Source organism: Micromonospora sp. NPDC047707 (genome assembly GCF_040704235.1).
Taxonomy (GTDB): domain Bacteria; phylum Actinomycetota; class Actinomycetes; order Mycobacteriales; family Micromonosporaceae; genus Micromonospora.
On the sequence record NZ_JBEYSU010000008.1, the window covers coordinates 229,688 to 247,865 of the forward strand.

The 18,178-nt window shown below is 72.6% G+C and carries 15 protein-coding genes and 2 pseudogenes; 14 read left to right on the forward strand and 3 right to left on the reverse strand.

All coding sequences use genetic code 11. The features are described 5' to 3' along the window. Positions 1 to 82 precede the first annotated feature (82 nt). From AB0873_RS12265 to AB0873_RS12275, 3 genes are read left to right on the forward strand one after another with little or no spacing between them, the layout of a single operon-like run. A complete protein-coding gene (locus AB0873_RS12265; RefSeq protein ID WP_366599727.1) occupies positions 83 to 622 on the forward strand; it encodes a DNA/RNA non-specific endonuclease in 540 nt (179 codons plus the stop codon). An 11-nt stretch (positions 623 to 633) separates the two neighbouring features. Beyond that, complete coding sequence (locus AB0873_RS12270) at positions 634 to 969, forward strand: immunity protein YezG family protein (RefSeq protein WP_196255619.1); 336 nt, start codon at positions 634 to 636, stop codon at positions 967 to 969. 29 nt (positions 970 to 998) lie between these two features. After that, the gene (locus AB0873_RS12275; RefSeq protein WP_366599728.1) at positions 999 to 1,418 is read left to right on the forward strand and encodes an ankyrin repeat domain-containing protein; all 420 of its coding nucleotides are present in this window, start codon (positions 999 to 1,001) and stop codon (positions 1,416 to 1,418) included. A 106-nt stretch (positions 1,419 to 1,524) separates the two neighbouring features. Here the strand turns inward: AB0873_RS12275 and AB0873_RS12280 are convergent, their stop codons facing one another. Beyond that, positions 1,525 to 1,755, reverse strand: coding sequence for a YrhB domain-containing protein (locus tag AB0873_RS12280; RefSeq protein WP_366599729.1), 231 nt, complete (start codon positions 1,753 to 1,755; stop codon positions 1,525 to 1,527). 141 nt (positions 1,756 to 1,896) lie between these two features. On the opposite strand from AB0873_RS12280, the gene AB0873_RS12285 reads away from it, so the two are divergent. Continuing rightward, entirely contained in the window at positions 1,897 to 2,700 is an 804-nt protein-coding gene (locus AB0873_RS12285; protein WP_366599730.1) for an inositol monophosphatase family protein, read from the forward strand. Between the two features lie 384 nt (positions 2,701 to 3,084). Here the strand turns inward: AB0873_RS12285 and AB0873_RS12290 are convergent. Next, positions 3,085 to 4,227 (reverse strand): annotated as a pseudogene (locus AB0873_RS12290) (SigB/SigF/SigG family RNA polymerase sigma factor); the annotation flags it as partial. Between the two features lie 468 nt (positions 4,228 to 4,695). On the opposite strand from AB0873_RS12290, the gene AB0873_RS12295 reads away from it, so the two are divergent. The 3 genes from AB0873_RS12295 to AB0873_RS12305 all read left to right on the forward strand — a co-directional run bounded on the left by AB0873_RS12295 (position 4,696) and on the right by AB0873_RS12305 (position 7,242). Next, complete coding sequence (locus tag AB0873_RS12295; protein WP_366599731.1) at positions 4,696 to 5,370, forward strand: putative glycolipid-binding domain-containing protein; 675 nt, start codon at positions 4,696 to 4,698, stop codon at positions 5,368 to 5,370. Between the two features lie 86 nt (positions 5,371 to 5,456). Then, complete coding sequence (locus tag AB0873_RS12300) at positions 5,457 to 5,879, forward strand: PRC-barrel domain-containing protein (protein WP_366599732.1); 423 nt, start codon at positions 5,457 to 5,459, stop codon at positions 5,877 to 5,879. 331 nt (positions 5,880 to 6,210) lie between these two features. Continuing rightward, complete coding sequence (locus AB0873_RS12305) at positions 6,211 to 7,242, forward strand: trypsin-like peptidase domain-containing protein (RefSeq protein WP_366599733.1); 1,032 nt, start codon at positions 6,211 to 6,213, stop codon at positions 7,240 to 7,242. A gap of 182 nt (positions 7,243 to 7,424) precedes the next feature. Here the strand turns inward: AB0873_RS12305 and AB0873_RS12310 are convergent, their stop codons facing one another. Then, on the reverse strand, positions 7,425 to 7,802 hold the full coding sequence (locus tag AB0873_RS12310; RefSeq protein ID WP_366599734.1) for an STAS domain-containing protein: 378 nt from the start codon (positions 7,800 to 7,802) through the stop codon (positions 7,425 to 7,427). A gap of 19 nt (positions 7,803 to 7,821) precedes the next feature. Here AB0873_RS12310 and AB0873_RS12315 point away from each other — a divergent pair, with 19 nt between their 5' ends. The 7 genes and pseudogenes from AB0873_RS12315 (at position 7,822) to AB0873_RS12345 (ending at position 18,042) form a co-directional block, all read left to right on the forward strand. Then, complete coding sequence (locus tag AB0873_RS12315; protein ID WP_366599735.1) at positions 7,822 to 7,947, forward strand: hypothetical protein; 126 nt, start codon at positions 7,822 to 7,824, stop codon at positions 7,945 to 7,947. Positions 7,948 to 8,240: 293 nt separating this feature from the next. Further along, positions 8,241 to 8,368, forward strand: a pseudogene (locus AB0873_RS12320) (AMP-binding protein); the annotation flags it as partial. A 161-nt stretch (positions 8,369 to 8,529) separates the two neighbouring features. Continuing rightward, complete coding sequence (locus AB0873_RS12325; protein WP_366599736.1) at positions 8,530 to 9,441, forward strand: alpha/beta hydrolase; 912 nt, start codon at positions 8,530 to 8,532, stop codon at positions 9,439 to 9,441. A 285-nt stretch (positions 9,442 to 9,726) separates the two neighbouring features. Further along, the gene (locus tag AB0873_RS12330; protein ID WP_366599737.1) at positions 9,727 to 11,409 is read left to right on the forward strand and encodes a TIGR02677 family protein; all 1,683 of its coding nucleotides are present in this window, start codon (positions 9,727 to 9,729) and stop codon (positions 11,407 to 11,409) included. Beyond that, entirely contained in the window at positions 11,406 to 12,665 is a 1,260-nt protein-coding gene (locus tag AB0873_RS12335) for a TIGR02678 family protein (protein WP_366599738.1), read from the forward strand. Before AB0873_RS12330 ends, AB0873_RS12335 begins: the two co-directional genes overlap by 4 nt. Next, positions 12,662 to 16,789 carry a TIGR02680 family protein gene (locus AB0873_RS12340; RefSeq protein ID WP_366599739.1) on the forward strand — a complete coding sequence of 1,376 codons (4,128 nt, stop codon included), beginning with the start codon at positions 12,662 to 12,664 and terminating at the stop codon, positions 16,787 to 16,789. The genes AB0873_RS12335 and AB0873_RS12340 overlap by 4 nt, the downstream gene beginning before the upstream one ends. Then, the gene (locus AB0873_RS12345) at positions 16,786 to 18,042 is read left to right on the forward strand and encodes a TIGR02679 family protein (RefSeq protein WP_366599740.1); all 1,257 of its coding nucleotides are present in this window, start codon (positions 16,786 to 16,788) and stop codon (positions 18,040 to 18,042) included. Before AB0873_RS12340 ends, AB0873_RS12345 begins: the two co-directional genes overlap by 4 nt. The last annotated feature ends 136 nt before the right edge of the window (positions 18,043 to 18,178 follow it).

Sequence of the window (18,178 nt, forward strand, 5' to 3'; positions counted from 1 at the left end):
CCGAGGCGGGCGAGGCAGCGGACGGCGTGCGACCCCGGGCGGCGCACCGAACGCCCGCGGACCGATCGGCGCTGCCGGACGAGTGATCCCCGCCCCACGCACCCGCGCCCGGATCGACTTCAACGCCGGTCAGCCCGGAGCGTGGAACCGCACGGTGAACCGGCGCAAACTCCAACCCAACACGACCTACGTCGAACGCACCACCGGCTACACCTACAAGACCGACTCCAAGGGCCGGGTCACCCACTTCAGCGGCCGTCTCCAGGCGGTGGACGGACACCGCAACGCCTACCAGCAGCGCGTCGCCGGCAGGCCGTTCCGCAAGTCGACCGACCAGGGCGGCCACCTGTTCGCCCACATCTTCCGCGGTCCCGGCGAACGCATCAACCTCGTGGCGATGGACTCCAACCTCAACCTGTCCGCCTGGAAAAGGATGGAGAACAGGTGGGCGCGGGCCCTGGACCCGGACCACCCCACCCCCGGCGCGGGCTCCCAGACCGTCCGGGTCGAGGGCCGGGTGCACTACGATCCGAACTCAGCATCAACCCGGCCGACCGCGTTCACTATCACCGAGCAGATCGACAACGGCCCCAAACGCACCCACCGATTCCGGAATCCATGAAAGGTGCCGTCGTGCCTGACGGTCGTGACAGCGACATCATCACCCGCATCGGGCAGATCCTGCTGTCGGTCCTGCCCGACAACGCGGAAACCATCATCGCCAACGGCGAAACCGACGTCGACTACGCCAACGCGTCCCTGGAACTTCGGGGGCCCGACGGGAAAGCGTTCTACTTCTCCTGGGACGACAACCCCGACGAGGCCGTCGACGAGATCACCGACCTGCTCATCGACCTGCGGCAGGTGATGATCGACGACGGCGGCGACCCCTGGTACGGGTTCACCATGGCCGTCCAGCGCGACGGCGCCTTCGAGGTCGACTTCTCGTACGAGCCCCCCGCCGACTGACCGGACGCCACACCGGACCCCCTGTTCCGATGCTGGTGAACGTCCGACAGCGCAAGAAGCTCACCGCCCGCCTGATGGCGTCGCTGCTACGTGACGATCTTCCGGCCGTGCTTGCGCTGTTGCGCGCGGGGGCAGACCCGAACGCGGCAGACCGTGACGGCACCACGCCTCTCTACCTGGCCGCGCTGCAGGACAAGCGTGCGGCGGTGCGGATCCTCCTGGACGCCGGTGCGGACCCGAACGTCGAGAGCGGGCGCGGCGAGGAGGGAACACCGTTGACTGGAGCCGCAGCGTGGGGACATGCCGATGTCGTCCGCGAACTCCTGACAAGGGGCGCAGATCCGAACCTCCGCGAGGACCACGGCAGCGGGCTGTCGCCCCTCGAATGGGCCGTCCGAAGTGGCCACCCTAAGACGGAATCGCTGCTCAAAGCCGCAGGGAACGGTTGAGCGACGAGGACGCTGCGAGCTCATGCGACTGCAGCACTCTGGCCCAGGTGCTTCTGCTGGGGTTGTAGCCCGGCACCGGCGCACGATCAGCGGCATGCCAGTGCGTTCAGCCGAGGGTGGGCCGCCCCTCGGCGATCTGTTCTTCCACCGGCCGACCGGACCAGGCCAGCCATGGCTCCGCGCCGGACTTGGGTACGACCACAGGTCCGTTGCCTACCAACGAATCGGGTATGTCCCTTGACTCGATGAAGGCGCGTGACTGGTAGCCCACGGACCATGCGGTCTCGTGCTCTCGCGCGCCGATGATCACCCATTCACCGGTGTGGATCTTTTCCATGCGACGTCCGTCCGACCGGCAGCCAGGCCAGCTCGGCGTCACGCTGCCTAACGCGCGGCAGATCCGGGTACTTGACCGATGCTCGCTGGCCGTGGCGAGGCCACGCGCGTTCGAGGTGCGGTGGACATCTATGGTCCCTGCATGTCGATCACCGACCAGGACCTGGTCATCGAAGCGGCGGAAGCCGGGGCTGCGGTCGTCCGCTCGCACTACGGATCATCGCTGACACGCTTGCAGAAGTCCGCAGGTGACTTCGCCACCACGGCCGACATCGAGGCCGAAAGAGCCATCATCGACGTGTTGCGTACCGCGCGCCCGGACGATCTCGTGCTGGGTGAGGAGAGCGGGCGCACGGGCAACGGCGACAACGATCGTACGTGGCTGGTCGACCCGTTGTGCGGAACGTTGAACTATGCCGTGCGTAACATGCTGGCCTCGGTGAATGTGGCGCTGCGAGCCGGTGAGCAGGACACGGTGGCCGCCGCCGCGGACCCGTTCACGAACGAGGTGTTCTGGACTGACGGTGCCGCTGCATACGTGCGTCGCGGTGGTTCGGACCAGCGACTTGCCCCGTCGGCCGAGTCGAGACTGGTCGACGTCAATCTCGACCCACCGTTTCCCAACAAGGGAGTCTTCTCGGCCGCCCGGATGCTCGCCGACGAAGGATTCATCGAGCAGTTCCGCCCTCGCGTCGTCTCCACCACCCTGGCCGTGGCTTGGGTCGCCGCTGGCCGCCGCGCCGCCTACGTCACCGATGGTCACCTGTCCGACAGCGTTCATTTCGCGGCGGGAATCGCCCTCTGCCAGGCAGCCGGTTGTGTGGTCACCGGAATCGACGGCCAGCCGATGCACACCGGTCTGGGCGGTCTGGTGGTGGCTGCGGACGAGCAGACGCATGCCGCCATACTGACCCTCGTCGCGAACCAGCGCCCACGAACGGAGTGATCCGGTTTCCCCTTGGCGCAGCGGGCATCGTCGTCGCTGGGCGCGCCTGCCGTCGAGGAAGCGGTGACCCGCACGATCCTCCACCGCCTTGGGGAGGCCGGCATTCCCATCGCCTCCGCCACCCGGGAGGTGACGCTCCGCCGGGCAGCTGGTGGCGAGTCGTGACGGACACCGTGTCCGGTCCATCCACACTCGCCGCCAGGCCCGGGTCCCGACGGCGGCACCGCTGCGGAACCGGCGGCGGTACCTTGTCCGGTCCGGCGGTCCGGGCAGCGGGACGGTTGCGGTCGCATCGGCGGGACGGGCGGGCGTCACAGGTCCGCCGGCTGTGGTCGGCGGAGCAGGGGTACGCCCGGCGGCCGCCGCGCCCGCCGCCGGGCGGACGTCCAGCAACCGGTCGAGCCCGGTGCGGTGCAGCGCGTGGTATGCCTCCGGGCCGACGTTGACCAGGCAGAAGCGGGATCCCACGTGCCCGCAGGCGCGGCGGGCGTCGAGCAGGGTCCGGGCGGCTGCCATCGGCAGGTGCCCGGCGTGACGCAGGTCGACGACGAGCATGCGCGGCCGTCGGGCGAGCGCCAGGTCCATGAGCAACTGTCGGAGGCGGGCCGCCGCGGCTGCGTCCACGACGTCCGCGACCGCCACCACCGCACAACCCCGACCGGCCTCGTACGTGCGCACGCGCAGGTCCCCGTGGCCGTCGACGGCGGGCCGCGGTTCCGAGGTCCGTTCGGACAGCGTCGCCCGCAACTGGGCGAGGGCCTGCGTGAGCACCCGCGACACTGTCATCTGCGAGGTGCCGAGGTCGGCGGCGATCTGCGCCTGCGTACGGTTGCGGTAGAAGTACTCGTGCACGGCGTGCCGGGCCCGGGGCGCCAGTCGCTCGACGGCGGCCCGCAGCGTTACCCGGTCGCACACCGCTTCCAAGGCCTCGTCCCGCGCGCCGAGCAGGTCCTGCTGTTCGCAGCTGTCGTCGTCGGGCCTCGCCGGCCGGTTCAGCGAGTCCGCCCGGTACGCCGACATGCTGCCCTCGGTGGCGCGGACGTCGGCCGCGCTGACACCGAGGGCGGCGGCGATCTCCCCTGCCGACGGCCGCCGGTGCAGGCGCTGCGTCAGGTCATCGCGGGCCCGGGTGACCTCCAGGCACCGCTCCTGCAGCCGCCGCGGCACGTGCACGCTCCACACCCGGTCCCGGAAGTGCCGTTTCAACTCGCCGAGCACGGTGGGGGTGGCGTAGCCGGTGAAGCTGGGGCCCCGGCCCGGGTCGTACCCGTCCACCGCCTTGACGAGCGCGAGCGCCGCGACCTGCTGCAGGTCGTCGAGGCCCTCGCCCCGGTGCTGGTAGCGCCGGGCCAACCGCCGGGCCAGCGGCAGGTTCCAGCGCACCACGTCCTGCCGCAGGCGGTCACGCTCGCCACCGGAGCACCGTGGGTCGCGCAGCCGGCGGATCGCCGCGACGGTCGCCTGCTCCCGGCGCTCGGCCCCGACAACACCGGTGTGGGTGTCCCGGACAGCATCGATCGAATACATGTCGCTCCCGTGGTCGTCGAGTGGGCGGGCCGTCGGCCCTGCCGCCGCGGGGCGCGGATGGTGCTCAACGGACGGCGCCAGCGCCGCTGGCACGGGCTCCACACCGATCACGCCCCGCCACCTCGGCACCGGTTGGCGGACCTGCCGTCCGGCGCCTCACGGTCAGCAATCTCCTCGACGTCGCCCGGAAAACCGCCTTTGAAGGATCGTCAACGACTTGTCACCGACCTGTGCAACGCCGACCGGCCCAGCGTCGAACGTCCACCCGGCGAGGTGACGGGAGGGCCGGTCGGACAACGCGCCGCTTGGGACCCACGGGCATCGTCGGTCGGCTCCCTTCCGTCGGTATCGGACCGGTTCGGCGCTACCACCGACGCCCGCGGTGGTCCGGAAACCGGGGGGACGGCCCTGCGTCGGGGCCGGCCGGGACGGGTAGAGCCAGCCGCCGACCGAGGAAGGGAGACGATCATGTTCAGCCTCACCGCCAACCGGGAAACCGCCGCGGAGGAAGCCGCTGCCCTGCTCGATCCGGCCCTGGACCGTGCGCTGCTGTGGCAACGCCTCGACGTCGTCGGCACCGACTTCGCCGTCGTCGACCAGCAGCTCACCGCCGCCGACGGCGTCGCGCTCATCGGCGGAGTCCTGCCGTACTGCCTGCACTACCGCCTGCGCCGGGAGCCGGACGGCCGGTGCACCACGCTGTCGGTGACCACCGAGGGCGCCGGCTGGCGCCGCCGCGTACGCCTGCGACGCGACGCGGAACAGTGGCGGGTCGACACGCACGAGAGCGGCGACCTCGACGCCGCGCTGCGCCGCGCCGGACGTCCAGTGGCCCCAATCGCCGGCATCGATGACACCAACCGCCTCGACGCCGTCGGTGAGATCGCCATCGCCCGCGCACCGCTGTTCGCCACACTGCCAGGGCGACACCGCGACGGGTCGGAACCGACGCGCACCCGGGTCGGCCTGGTCGTACCGCCGTCACTGGCCGTCGTCGTCGTCGACAGCCAGCGGCATCCGCTGCCCGACGGCGGCATGCGCGTCGAGTCCGACACCGGCAACGCCACCATCTCGTTCGACAAGGCCGGATTCGTGACCCACTGGCCCGGCGTCGCCCGACGGGCACCAGCCCACCCGGCCTGACCGGTGCCGTTTATCCGCCGCACCGCCCCGGTAGTGGCTGCGGAACGCCCTGTGCGACGACCGACAACGACAGAAGGGAGACCCCGATGACCCGCCAGAGTTCCCTGTCGCTGACCAAGCTCGGCGACAGCGATCAGGTCCTCGTCGACCCCGCCGAGGACATCCGGGGCCGCAAGGTCCGCGACCGGGACGGAAACGACCTGGGCAAGGTCGACGACCTGCTCGTCGACAGCGAACGGCACAAGGTACGGATGCTGCGGGTGGAGCACGGCGGCATCCTCGGCCTGGGCGCCACCCCGTCGTACCTCCCGGTCGACGCCGTCACCAGCATCTCCGACGACGTCGTGTGCGTGAGCGAAGCCCGGGACCGGGTGTCCGACGCACCCCGGTACGACCCCGACCTCGTCGACGAATCCGACTACTACCAATCCCTCTACGACTACTACGGCTACCCGCCGTACTGGGGAGCCGGCTACGTCTACCCGACCTACCCCTACTACCGCTTCTAGCGGCGGGCACGGTGGTGTGCCGGACCGAACCGGCACACCACCGCCCCGGCCCTCGCCGGCGGGACGGTCAGGCGCGCGGCCGGCGAGGCCAGGTTCAGGCTTCCAGCCGGCGGACCCGGTAGCTGACGTCGTGCACTCCGGGTGTGCGCCAGGCGAGGATGTGCGCCTTGGCGCTCAGCTCGGCCGTGACGAACGGATGACGATTCCTGCCCACCCCTGTGACGGTCCGGCGATGGGCGGCGGTCCGAGGTTTGCCGGCGGGGGGTTCGGGTAGCGGGCCAGCCAGGGCGCAGGCCTGCGCCGCCGGACGACCGCGGAGGAGGACGGAGCCGTGACGCGCCGATCGCGCTGGGTGGCACTGCTGGGCAGCGGAGCGATGCTGGTCGCCACCGCCGGCTGCACCGCCGACGACGGTGACACGGCGACGGCGGCACCGACCGCCGGGGCGACGGCCGCGCCGGCACCGGCCAGCGTCGACCTGCCACAGATCATCGCGCGGTTGCAGCCCTCCGTCGTCACCGTACGGGTCGGGCAGGGCCTCGGCTCCGGGGTGGTGTTCCGGGACGGCGGGCTGATCCTCACCAACGAGCACGTCGTGGGTGATCGGGAGAGCGTGGAGGTCGCCCTCGCCGACGGCACGCGCGTACCGGCCCGGGTGGTCGCCGCCGACGCCGTCACCGATCTCGCCGTGCTCCGCGCCGAGCGCGCCGACCTGCCGCCCGCCCCGTTCCGCACCGAGCTGCCCCCGCCCGGCGAGCCGGTGGTCGCCCTGGGCAGCCCGCTGGGCTTCCTCAACAGTGTCACCGCGGGCATCGTCTCCGGCGTCGGCCGGGAGATCCCCGGTTCGGCGAGCCAGGGCAACGCCCTTGTCGACCTGATCCAGACCGATGCGGCCATCTCGCCCGGCAACTCGGGCGGCGCGCTCGCCGACTACTCCGGGCGGGTGATCGGCATCAACGACGCGTACCTCCCGCCGCAGACCGGCGCGGTGTCCATCGGGTTCGCGATCCCCGCCGCCACCGCCCTGGACATCGCCGACGACCTGCTCGACGACGGCCGGGTCACCCAGCCGTACCTCGGGGTGGCGGTGGCCCGGCTGACCCCGCAGATCGCCAGGTCGCTCAATGCCGGCACCGACCGGGGGGTCCTGGTTCGGGACGTCGACGGGAACGGTCCGTCGGCCGCGGCCGGCCTGCGCCCGGGGGACATCGTCACGCAGGTGGCCGGTGAGCGCACCGACACGCTGGAGGAGTTCCTCGGCGCGCTACGGTCGGTCGAGCCCGGCCAGCGCGTGTCCGTGACCTACCTGCGCGACGGCGACACCCGGCAGACCACCGTCACACCGACCGCCGCCACCCGCTGAGGCCGCCGTGCCCGACCGCCACCGGAAGCCGCGGCCATACCGCGCCGGGCGATCTCGCCGTCCGCGGCTCCCGCTCCGCCGGACGCCTGCTGCGCGCCGGCTTGGCGGATCGAGCCGGCCGGACAGGTTGATCACCGCTCGGGTGTGGCGGTCGCTGCTGTGAGGGTTGACAACGCAACGGCTCAGGTGACCGGACCGCCGCCGAGTTCCACCGCCGCCCGACGACCGGACGAGGCGCCTGGCCACGAGCGTCCTGAGACGATTGACAGGTCCTGGTCGACGCGCAGTAGCCGTAGCACGCGGTGGACGCGCGGGGCCGGATCTGACACGATGAGCCGCCCACCGTGCTGACGCAGCCGCCGGTTCAGGTCGATCAGGTGCCCGACGGCGGCAGCGTCGATGTGTCGACACTCGGACAGGTCGACGACGAGACGTGCCGGCCGCAGTGCCAGGAGTTGGCCGCACAGCGCCTCCACCTGCGGCACGCATGCCAGGTCACACTCGGTGATCCGCACCTCGACGAGCGACAGCCGGCAACCGCCTGGTGCTGGCGTCGTCACGGGACACCCTCCTTTCGTCATGTCGCTGCTCGATAAATCACGCTGGGCGATTGCCGTAGCGGTCGCCGCGCGGATCGATGACAGTTGCTCAACAAGTGCCGAAACGAAGTATCAGGGATCCAAGAGCGAGATTCTGAGCGACTGATCGGGCCGGCGGCCTTCACAGCAGCTAGATTCCCGACAGCCCGGTCAACAGACGCCGCTCCAATTCCGATAATCGCCGCTCAATACCGGCTACGCTCCGTCCCCTCAACCGCCGGCCTGGAGGCAGCCATGCCCCGCACCCACCAGCAGACCCATCAGTCTGTTGTGTGCCCGACGACGGAGGTGGCGTCGCCGGTAGGGGTGAACTGCTCCCGCACGCCCGACTACGGTCGAACGTCCGGCACTGTGCGCCACAGGCGCCGGCGCCACCGCGGGGCCCTCGGCGCGAACCGCACGGTGGTCGGTGTCGTCGGCGCGCTGCTGGCCGGGGCGGCGGTCGTACCGGTGCCGCCCGATGCCGGACCCAGAGAGCGTGAGCACATCCTGCGCGATTCGGGGCCGAGGCGATGCTCGTGCCGGCGGACGGTGTGGGACCCCGAATCACGCGGGTGCCGCCGCCGGCCTGGTGGGTCACGCGGGCAACGCGGTCATAACACCGTCGGTATTGCTCATTCGGACTGCGCGCGCCGTTGTCACTCGATGCTCTCCTCTATTCACGTCGATGCATCGATAGGAGGCAGTCATGTGGAGACGGCTCACCGCCGCCGGCGCGACGGTTCTCGCCCTGGCGCTGCCCGCGCCGCTCGGAGCCAGCGCGGGCAGCGCTGTCCCCGATCCGGGCAGCGCGGGTGCGTACGCCGCCGGCTACGTCGACACCACCGTCAGCGCGGCCGGCCGATCCTTCTCCGCCCGGGTCTACTATCCCGCCACCACCCCCGGCAACGGCCAGCCCGTCGCGGCGGGCCGGTTCCCGGCCATCGCCTTCGGGCACGGCTTCCTGCAGGGGATCTCGCGCTACCACTCGACCCTCGGCCACCTCGCCACGTGGGGCTTCATCGTCGTCGCGCCCGGCTCGCACGGCGGGTTGTCCCCGAACCACAGCGCCTTCGCCGACGACCTGAACGCCGCGCTCGCCTGGACGGTCGCGCAGGACGCAACCGCCGGGTCACGGTTCGCCGGGCGCGTCGACACCGACCGGCTCGGCCTGTCCGGTCACTCCATGGGCGGCGGCGCCAGCCTGCTCGCCGCGGCCCGCAACCCGCGCGTCGTGACGGTGGCCAACCTGGCCGCCGCCGAGACGAACCCGTCCGCCAAGGCAGCCGCCGCGACGCTCACCCTCCCGGTGCAGCTGGTCGCCGGGGAACGGGACAGCATCGCCGGGATCTCCGGCCACCAGCGGCCAATTTACGACAGCAAGCCACCCGCGAAGCAGCTACGCACCATCCGGGGCGGCTACCACTGTGGCTTCCTGGACAGCTCCTCCCTCTTCTGCGACAGCGGAAGCATCAGCCGAGCCACCCAGTTGCAGCTCACCCGGCGACTGCTCACCCAGTGGTTCCTCCGCCACCTGGCCGGCGACGCGGCGTACGACGCGGCGGTCTGGGGCACGCCCGCGCAGACCGATCCGGCGGTCGCCTTCGAGGGCGTCCGCTGACCGACCCGGCCGGGCCGCCGACCCCCGGATGGGCCGGGTGCGCCGAGCCGAAGCGGTCAAGTCCCAAGCTCGACTCGGCGCACCCCCACCGCATGACGAACGGGCGCTACCGGAGACGGAACGTCCGGGTGGCGTACGGGCCGAGCGGAATCGCGGCGCCGCAATCGAACACCTGAGCGGCGCCGGTCTCCGCCAGGTCGCACTCCGTCAACGAACCGTCGGCGCCGGACAACGCGGGGCTCCGGCGGCGGCCGGGCGACCGGACGGGATGCGATGATGAGGTCCATGCCTCTCGGGACCGGGTCGACCGCTGCGCCGTTCGCCCACCTTCAGGCACAGCACGCGACCCTGTACCGACAGGTTCTCGACGTCTTCGTCCGGGCCAAGCAGCGGTTCACCGTGCATCTGCGTCCTGAGGATGTCGTCGCCGAGATCGGCGCCGGCCCGTCGCTGGAGACCGTCCGTGCCGCCCTGGACCAGCTCGCCGACTGGGGCAACCTGCGCGCCGACCCGGACACTGGCCGGGTCACCACGGTCGAGGACTTCCACCGGGCCCGCTATCTCTACCAGCTCAGCCCGGAGGGGCATGCGGTCGAGGAGGCGGTCGCCGCCTACGAGGCGGCGCTCGGGCGGCGCGGGGCGTTGCAGTCGGTCGCGCTGTCCGACATCGCGGAGCAGCTGCGGGCACTGCTGGTCGTCGCCGAGGCGGCCGCAGCCGGCGAACTCCCGGACTCGGCCAAGACCCACCTGCTGATGATGAGCCTCGTCGACCGGTTCACCGGCCTGGCTGACAACGCGCAGGCCTTCATGGCATCGTTGCGCCGGGCCATCGACTTCGCCGACGCCAACGTCGCGGCGTTCCTGGCGTACAAGGAACAGTTGATCGCCTACCTGGAACGGTTCATCGCGGATCTGGCCAACCGGGGCGCGGAGATCGCGCTGCTGGCCCGGCAGATCGAGGCGGCCGGCGTTGACCCGCTGCTGCTGGTGGTGGCCCAACGCGAGGCCGCCGACGCGGCCCCCACCGAGGTACCCGAGGATACCGGCACCGACCCCAAGTCGGAGGCGACCGGCACCGCGGCGCAGGCCGATCCGGCAGCCGGCGCCCGGACGGAGACCGCCGCCGGTGTGACGGACGATGTCGGTACGGACGCGGGCGGCCCCCACAGCCATGAGGCCGCCGTCGGGGAGGCGCTCGACGCATGGCGGCAGCGCTGGGTTGGACTGCGGGACTGGTTCGTCAGCGCTGACGGCAGCCGCCCGTCGCAGGCGCGGCTGTTGCGGACGGCTGCGATTGGGGCGATCCGGCAGCTGCTCGGCATTGTGGCGGCGATCAACGAGCGGCGGTCCGGACGCTCCGACCGTACCGCCGACTTCCGCCGGCTCGCCCTCTGGTTCGCCCAAGTCCCCGACGACGACGCGGCACACCGGCTCTGGCACACGGCGTTCGGCCTCTCCCCCGCCCGGCATCTCACCGTGACCGCCGAGACGCTCGCCGTCACCGAGCAGCAGCCGGTCCCGGCGGCCACCCCGTGGGCTCAGGCCCCGCGGCTGCAGATCAGCCCCCGGCTGCGCCGCACCGGCTCGTACGAGCGGCGCGGCTCGCCGAATCGTGTGCTCGACCGCACCGAGCAACGGCGCCTGCTCGCCGAACGGATGCGACACGAGGCGGAACAGACCGCGCGGGCCCGCGCCGCACTGGCCACTGCGGGCCCGGTCACCCTCTCCGAGCTGGCCCGACTCGACTCCGCCGAGTTTCGGCTCTTCCTCCAGTTGCTCGGCGACGCCCTGGCGGCCAGCCGACCCGACGGCTCTGGGGCAGAGACCACCACCTCCGACGGGACGATGGCGGTACGGCTGCGTCGGGTGGCCGGCGGCGCGACAGTCCGGATCGTGACCGAGGACGGGGTGCTCGCCGGACCGGAGCACCTCATCGAGATCGTCGATCTGGTCGGGGCGGACCGGTGAGGGCACGCGGCGCCGCCGAGGATGTCCCCGAGGCCCGCAAGCGCCGGGCGGCCCGGCTGCTGCTCGCCCGCCCGCTGCTGGTCGCCGGGCAGACCGCCGACGACGAGTTCCGCCTGGTTCGGGCGTACGCGGCGGAGCTGCGCGAATGGTTCGACCGGGAGACCGGCTGGCGGCTGCTCGCCGACGCCCAGACGATACGGCTGATGAAGCTGACCGCCGACCCCCTCGACGGCAGCCACCCGGCCCGGGACCCGCGCTCGCGTACCCCCTTCTCCCGGCAGCGGTACGTCCTCACCTGCCTCGCCCTGGCCGCGCTGGACCGCGCCGACGGGCAGATCACCCTGGGCCGGCTCGCCGAGGATGTGGTGGCAGCGGCCGCCGAACCGACCCTGGTCGCGACCGGTTTCACGTTCGCACTGGACCGCCGGGAGCGGCGGGCCGACATGGTCGCCGTGGTCCGCCTGCTGCTGCACTGGGGCGTGCTACGCCGGGTCGCCGGAGACGAGGAGGCCTACCTCGGCGCCGGCGGCGACGTCCTCTACGACGTGGACCGACCCGTCATCGCCGGTCTGCTCGCCACGACCCGGGGGCCGTCGATGCTCGGCGGGGCGACCCTGAAAGATCGGCTGGCAGCGCTGACGCTGGAGGTCGTACCGGACGTCGACGACGCCCGCAACCGGGCGCTGCGGCACCGACTGACCCGGCTGCTGCTGGAGCAGCCAGTGGTTTACTACGACGAACTCACCGAACCGGAACTGGCGTACCTGACCAGCCAGCGGCACGCACTGTTGACCCGGATCACCTCGTTCACCGGGCTGGTCGCCGAGGTGCGACGGGAGGGGATCGCGATGGTCGACCCCGACGACGAGCTCACCGACGTACGGATGCCGGCCGAGGGAATGCAGAGCCACCTGACCCTGCTGCTGGCTGAGCGGATCGCCGCCAGCGACCACGGAGTACGCGTCAGCGACCTGCACCGACACGCCCGGGAGCTGGCCCGCGAGCATCGGTCGTACTGGCGCAAGCACGCCACCGATCCCGGCGCGGAGGTGGACCTGGTCGCCACGGCTCTCGACGCGCTGCGCGCGCTCAAGCTGGTCACCGTCGAGTCGGGCGACGACCCGCTCGTGCTACCCCGCCCGGCGATCGCCCGGTACGCCCTGGCCGAGCCAACCATCCGAGAGCCCGCCGCTGCCGCGCCGGCCGAGGGGCCGGGGCCACATTCGCCCGAACGAACGAGGGAGTCAGCCCGGTGACCGACGCACTGCCGCAGCCCGACCGGCAGCGGTGGCAGCCGCTGCGCGCCGGACTGGTCGACGTCTTCTACTACGACCAGGAGGAGTTCCACTTCCACGGCGGAAGCCTGCTGCTGCGCGGCAACAACGGCACCGGCAAGTCGAAGGTGCTGGCTCTGACCCTGCCGTTTCTGCTCGACGGGGAGCTGACGCCGTACCGGGTCGAACCCGACGGCGACCCGAACAAGCGGATGGAGTGGAACCTGCTGCTCGGCGGCAAGCATCCGCACCCGGAACGGCTCGGCTACACCTGGCTGGAGTTCGGCCGCCGCGACCGCGACGGCGACCACTTCGTCACCATCGGCTGCGGCCTCAAGGCGGTCGCCGGTCGGGGCATCGCCCGGCACTGGTTCTTCGTCACCAGCCAACGGATCGGCGTCGACCTGGCACTGGTCAGCCCGACCGGCACCGCCCTTGCCCGGGACCGGCTGCGCGACGCGATCGGGACCGCCGGCATGGTCTACGACCGGGCGGTCGACTACCGGCGGGCCGTCGACGAGGCGCTGTTCGGGCTCGGCAACCGCTACGAGGCACTGGTCTCGCTGCTGATCCGGCTCCGCCAGCCGCAGCTGTCGAAACGGCCGGACGAGAAGAGCCTGTCCCGGGCGCTGAGCGACGCGCTGCCACCGCTGGACGAAAACCTGATCACTCAGGTCGCCGAGGCGTTCCGGGGGCTCGAAGGCGAACGGGAGACGCTGCGCGAGCTCGCCGAGACCAAGCGCGCCGCAGACGACTTCCTGACCCGCTACCGGGAGTACGCCCGAGTGGCGACCCGCCGCCGCGCCACCGTCCTGCGCCAGCAGCACAGCCGGTACGAACACCTCGGCCGGGAACTCGCGGACGCCCAGCGCGGCTGGGAGCAGGCCGACGCCGAGCTCACCGGGGCGCTGACTCGCCTCGACGAGTTGGCGACCCGGACACAGGAGTTGGGTACCCGCCTCCAGGCGCTGCGGGAGAGCCCGGAGGCGCGGACCGCTGACCACCTGCGCCGGCTGGCTGAAGTTGCCGCAGACCGGGAGCTGATTGCGGGCCAGCAGCAGCGGCGGCTCGGCGAGTTGCAGGCGGAGGCGGCCCGCGCCGCCCGAGACGCGCAGGACGCCGTCCGGCGGCTGCGGGACGCCCAGGCGTCCGAGGAGGCGACCCGCGACCGGGCGGCCCAGCAGGCCGTGACGGCCCGGATCGGCGACCGGCACACGGCCCGGGTGGCGGCGGCCCTGCCGTACGGGGTCGGCGAGGCGACCCGGGCCGCCGAGGAGCTGGTCGAGTCGCGGAGATCGGCGCTGCGTACCCTCGACAGGTTGCGCAGCACCGCCGAGGCCGCGCGGGATCGGGCCGAGCGGGCCCGCGAGGAGGTGGACCGGCTCGACGCCGAGGTCGCCGCCGCCGACCTACGCATCGCCGACGCCGAGACGGCCGCGACGGATGCCGGGCATCGGCTGGTCGACCAGACCCGGGAGCACCTCGCCGGACTGGTCGAACTTCCGGTCGGCGACCCCGAGGCGGTGCTCGCCGAGCTCGAACTCTGGGTTGCCAGCCTGGCCGGGGAGAACCCGGCGGCCCGGGAAACGGCCCGCGCCGCCCGAGCCGCGACCGAAACCCTGGCCCGCGCCGACGCCGCTCTCGACGCCGAGGAGGGCGGGGCCGGGGCCGCGCTGGCACAGGCCGAGGCCGAACTTCGTGAGCTCGAGGAGGGCGGGCACCACCCACCGCCGTCTCCCTATACCCGGGCCGACGAGGTACGCCGGGACCGGCCCGGCGCTCCACTGTGGCGGGTCGTCGACTTCGAGCCGGAGGTGACGCAGCGGGCGCGGGCCGGCATCGAGGCCGCGCTGGAGGCGGCCGGTGTGCTCGATGCCTGGCTCGACCCGGACGGCGCACTGCGCGACCCGGTCACCGGGGACGCCGTGCTGCGCCCCGGCCCGCCGGCAGCCGCGAATCTGGGCACCGTGCTCCACCCGGCGATCGACCGCGCCGATCCGGGCTGCGCCGCGTTGAGCGACGGGGCGGTCACGGCGGTCCTCGCCGCGATCGGCCTCGGCGTCGACTCGACGGCGACGACCTGGGTCGACCCGAGCGGCGCCTTCCGCAACGGCGTCCTCGCCGGGCGGTGGGCCAAGCCCGCGGCGGAGCACATCGGCGACGGCGCCCGGGAGGCGTACCGCCGGGCCCGGATCGGGCAACTGCGGGATGAGATCGCCCGGCTCTCGGCGACCCTGACCACGATCGCCGAAGCGCGCGGCGAGTTGCGCGAGCGGCGCGACCGGATCACCGCGGAGGCGGACAGCCTTCCCCCCGATCAGCGCCTGCGAGAGGCACACGCCCTGGTCCGCGGCGCCCACGAGGCCCGCCGCGGCACGGCCGACCGCCGAGCGGAGGCTGACGGGCGGCTGCGCCAGCGTCACACCGAGGCAGCCTCCGCGCTGGCCGAGGCGGCCGAATTCGCCGCCGACGTGGACCTGCCGTACGACGTCGACGAGCTGGCTGTGGTTCGCGACGGGTTGCACGCGTACCAGCTGGCGCTCGCGGCCTGGTGGCCGGCGGTGACCGCCGTACGGACCGCGACCGGCTACCGGGACGAGACGGCCAGCCGCCACGCGGAGCTGTTGGAGCGGCTGGAGCCGGCGGCCGCCGACGCGGCCCGGGCCCGCGACGCGGCGACCGCCGCCCGGGTGGAGTACGAGACCCTCGACGCCGCAGCCGGCGCCTCCGTCGCCGAGCTGGAACGGCGTCTCGCCGAGGCGACCACGCAGCTCGACGAGTGCGAACGGGAGCGCGGGGAGGCAGGCCGGCAGGAAGCCGCGGCCCGCGACGCCCGGGGTAGGGCCGACGGGCTGCGCGAGCGCCTCCACGCGGAGCTGGACGAGGCGACCGCCGGCCGCGATGCCGCCGTCAACGGGTTGCGTGCGTTCGCCGGTACGGGTTTGATCGCGCTGGTCTGCCCCGGGCTGGAGGTGCCGGAGCTGGCGCAGCCGTGGGCGGCGACCCCAGCGGTGACCCTGGCCCGCGGCATCGAACGGGAGCTCGCCGACGCCGATGACGACGACCGCCGCTGGGACCGGCTGCAGCAGCAGGTCAGCGTCGAACTCAAGACGCTGACCGACAGCCTCTCCCGGCACGGGCACCAGGTGCTGCCCACGGTCCACGAGGAGACCATGGTCGTCGAGGTGACCTTCCAGGGCAGCACCCGCAGCGTCGCCGACCTCTCCGCCGCCCTGGTCGACGAGATCGACGAACGGCACCGGCTGCTCTCGGCGCACGAGCGTGAGGTGTTGGAGACTCACCTGGTCAACGAGGTGGCCGGGGCGCTCCAGGAGCTGATCGTCGGCGCCGAGCGGCAGGTCGGTGGGATGAACACCGAGCTGGAGCGCCGCCCCACCTCCACCGGGATGCGCCTGCGGCTGTTGTGGCGCCCGACTCGGGACGCCCCGGCCGGGCTGGCCGAACTGCGGGCCCGGCAGCTACGGCAGAGCACCGACGTGTGGAACGACGAGGACCGGCGCGCCGTCGGTGCGTTCCTGCAGGAGCAGATCAACCGGGAACGCCTGCGCGACGACGCGGCGACCTGGACCGAGCAGCTCACCCGGGCGCTGGACTACCGGGCCTGGCACGAGTTTGCGATCCAGCGACACCAGGACGGGCAGTGGCGGCCGGCGACCGGTCCGGCCTCCGGCGGCGAGCGGGTGCTCGCAGCGAGCGTGCCGCTGTTCGCAGCCGCCTCCTCCTACTACGGGTCGGCGGGTAACCCGCACGCGCCCCGGCTGATCGCGCTCGACGAGGCGTTCGCGGGGGTCGACGACGACTCCCGGGCCAAGTGCCTCGGCCTGCTCGCCACCTTCGACCTGGACGTGGTGATGACCAGCGAACGGGAGTGGGGCTGCTACCCGCAGGTGCCGGGCCTGGGCATCGCCCAGCTGGCCCGCCACGACGGCATCGACGCCGTTCTGGTCACGCCGTGGCGGTGGGACGGCCGGGAACGGCGGTTGATGACCCGTCCGGAGCCCGCACCGCGTCCCCCGCACCAGCGCGAACCCGAGCCGCAGGATCACCAGCAGGTTGCGGCACCGGGGCTCTGGGAAACCGAATGACGGACCTGGAGCGCCTGCGGCGGCAACTCGGCGGCCCGGAGACCGGGCGGCTGCTGCAACGCCTACGCCGCCGGCTCACCCGGGGGCAGCCGCTGACCGGCACACTCTCGCTCAACCAACCGAGCCCGGACGAACGCCGGGCCATCGAAGGGCTGCTGGGCCGCCCGCCCGGCCGGGGCGGCACCCTGACGGTCAACCTGGACGAACTCGACCAGGTGGTCCGACGCAGCGGCATGCACCCAGCCGGATTGGCCGCCGCGGTCGAGGCGCTGACCGGGACCATCGCCGTACTCGCCGACGTTCGGGCCGCCGAGGCAGCGGCCTGGCGCGCCGCGTCAGCGCCACTCGTCGCGCTCGGCGAGGCCCGTACCGAGCTGGCCGGGTGGTGCACCGATCCACGTACCACCACGCTGCTGCGCCGGCTGTCCGGCTCGCCGGAGGCGGCGGCCCGCCTCGCCAATGCGCTGGTCGCCGTGCTCGGCGCGTTGCCGGCCGCCGGGGAGCCGCTGAGCCGGCTGGCGGCGCGGACGACGGACGACGCGCACGCCCTCGACCCGGACCGACCGCTGGCCACCCTGGTCCGCTCGGCCATCCGGGCAACCTGGTGGGGCAGCGAGCCGCTGCCGGAGTCGGCCGCCATGCAGCGCCGGATGCTCTGGTACGCGGTCGGGGTCACCGTCGACGAACTCTCCTCCACGGTGCTCGCGGTCAACCTGCCCACCCGGCCCGGCTGCCGGCTGCACACCCTCGCCGGGCCAGCCACGGCGCTCGGCGAACCGGTGGTACTCACCCTGCGACAGCTCACCCGCGACGAGCCGAGATTCGCGCCGGAAGAAATCTATGCCTGCGAGAACCCGACCGTGCTCGCCGCCGCAGCCGACGAACTCGGCCCGGCCTGCCCGCCGCTGGTCTGCGTCGGCGGGCAACCCACCACGGCCGCGCTGCGCCTGCTCACCGCGTTGACGGCGGACGGCGCCCGGCTGCGCTACCACGGCGACTTCGACTGGGGCGGCCTGCGGATCGCCAACCTGCTGCACGCCCGGCTGCCCTGGCGACCGTGGCGTTACCAGGCCGAGGACTACCTCGCCGCGCTCGCGGTGCATGGTTCGACCCGGCCGCTGCGAGGCAGCACTGTGGATGCGGCCTGGGATCCCGAACTCGCCGCGGCGTTGCAGGGCCGCGGGGTACGGGTGGAGGAGGAACTCGTCCTCGACGACCTCCTCGGCGACCTGTCCGAATTCGCCAGCGCCTGAACCGGTTCTGTCTTGGCGGTGAGCGATCTGCTTGCCCCTTTGCGGTTTCCAGAACTCGTCGCACCTCTGCGACAGCTCAACCAGACCCCGCGCGCACAGATGTCGGCAGATGTCAACTCAGCTCGCCCGCGGCGGC

Bases quoted from the DNA above. Each gene is read 5' to 3' on its own strand.
- AB0873_RS12275 (WP_366599728.1), top strand. From the start codon at position 999: ATGCTGGTGAACGTCCGACAGCGCAAGAAGCTCACCGCCCGCCTGATG.
- AB0873_RS12280 (WP_366599729.1), bottom strand. From the start codon at position 1,755: ATGGAAAAGATCCACACCGGTGAATGGGTGATCATCGGCGCGCGAGAG.
- AB0873_RS12285 (WP_366599730.1), top strand. From the start codon at position 1,897: ATGTCGATCACCGACCAGGACCTGGTCATCGAAGCGGCGGAAGCCGGG.
- AB0873_RS12295 (WP_366599731.1), top strand. From the start codon at position 4,696: ATGTTCAGCCTCACCGCCAACCGGGAAACCGCCGCGGAGGAAGCCGCT.
- AB0873_RS12300 (WP_366599732.1), top strand. From the start codon at position 5,457: ATGACCCGCCAGAGTTCCCTGTCGCTGACCAAGCTCGGCGACAGCGAT.
- AB0873_RS12315 (WP_366599735.1), top strand. From the start codon at position 7,822: ATGTCGCTGCTCGATAAATCACGCTGGGCGATTGCCGTAGCGGTCGCC.
- AB0873_RS12325 (WP_366599736.1), top strand. From the start codon at position 8,530: ATGTGGAGACGGCTCACCGCCGCCGGCGCGACGGTTCTCGCCCTGGCG.
- AB0873_RS12330 (WP_366599737.1), top strand. From the start codon at position 9,727: ATGCCTCTCGGGACCGGGTCGACCGCTGCGCCGTTCGCCCACCTTCAG.
- AB0873_RS12345 (WP_366599740.1), top strand. From the start codon at position 16,786: ATGACGGACCTGGAGCGCCTGCGGCGGCAACTCGGCGGCCCGGAGACC.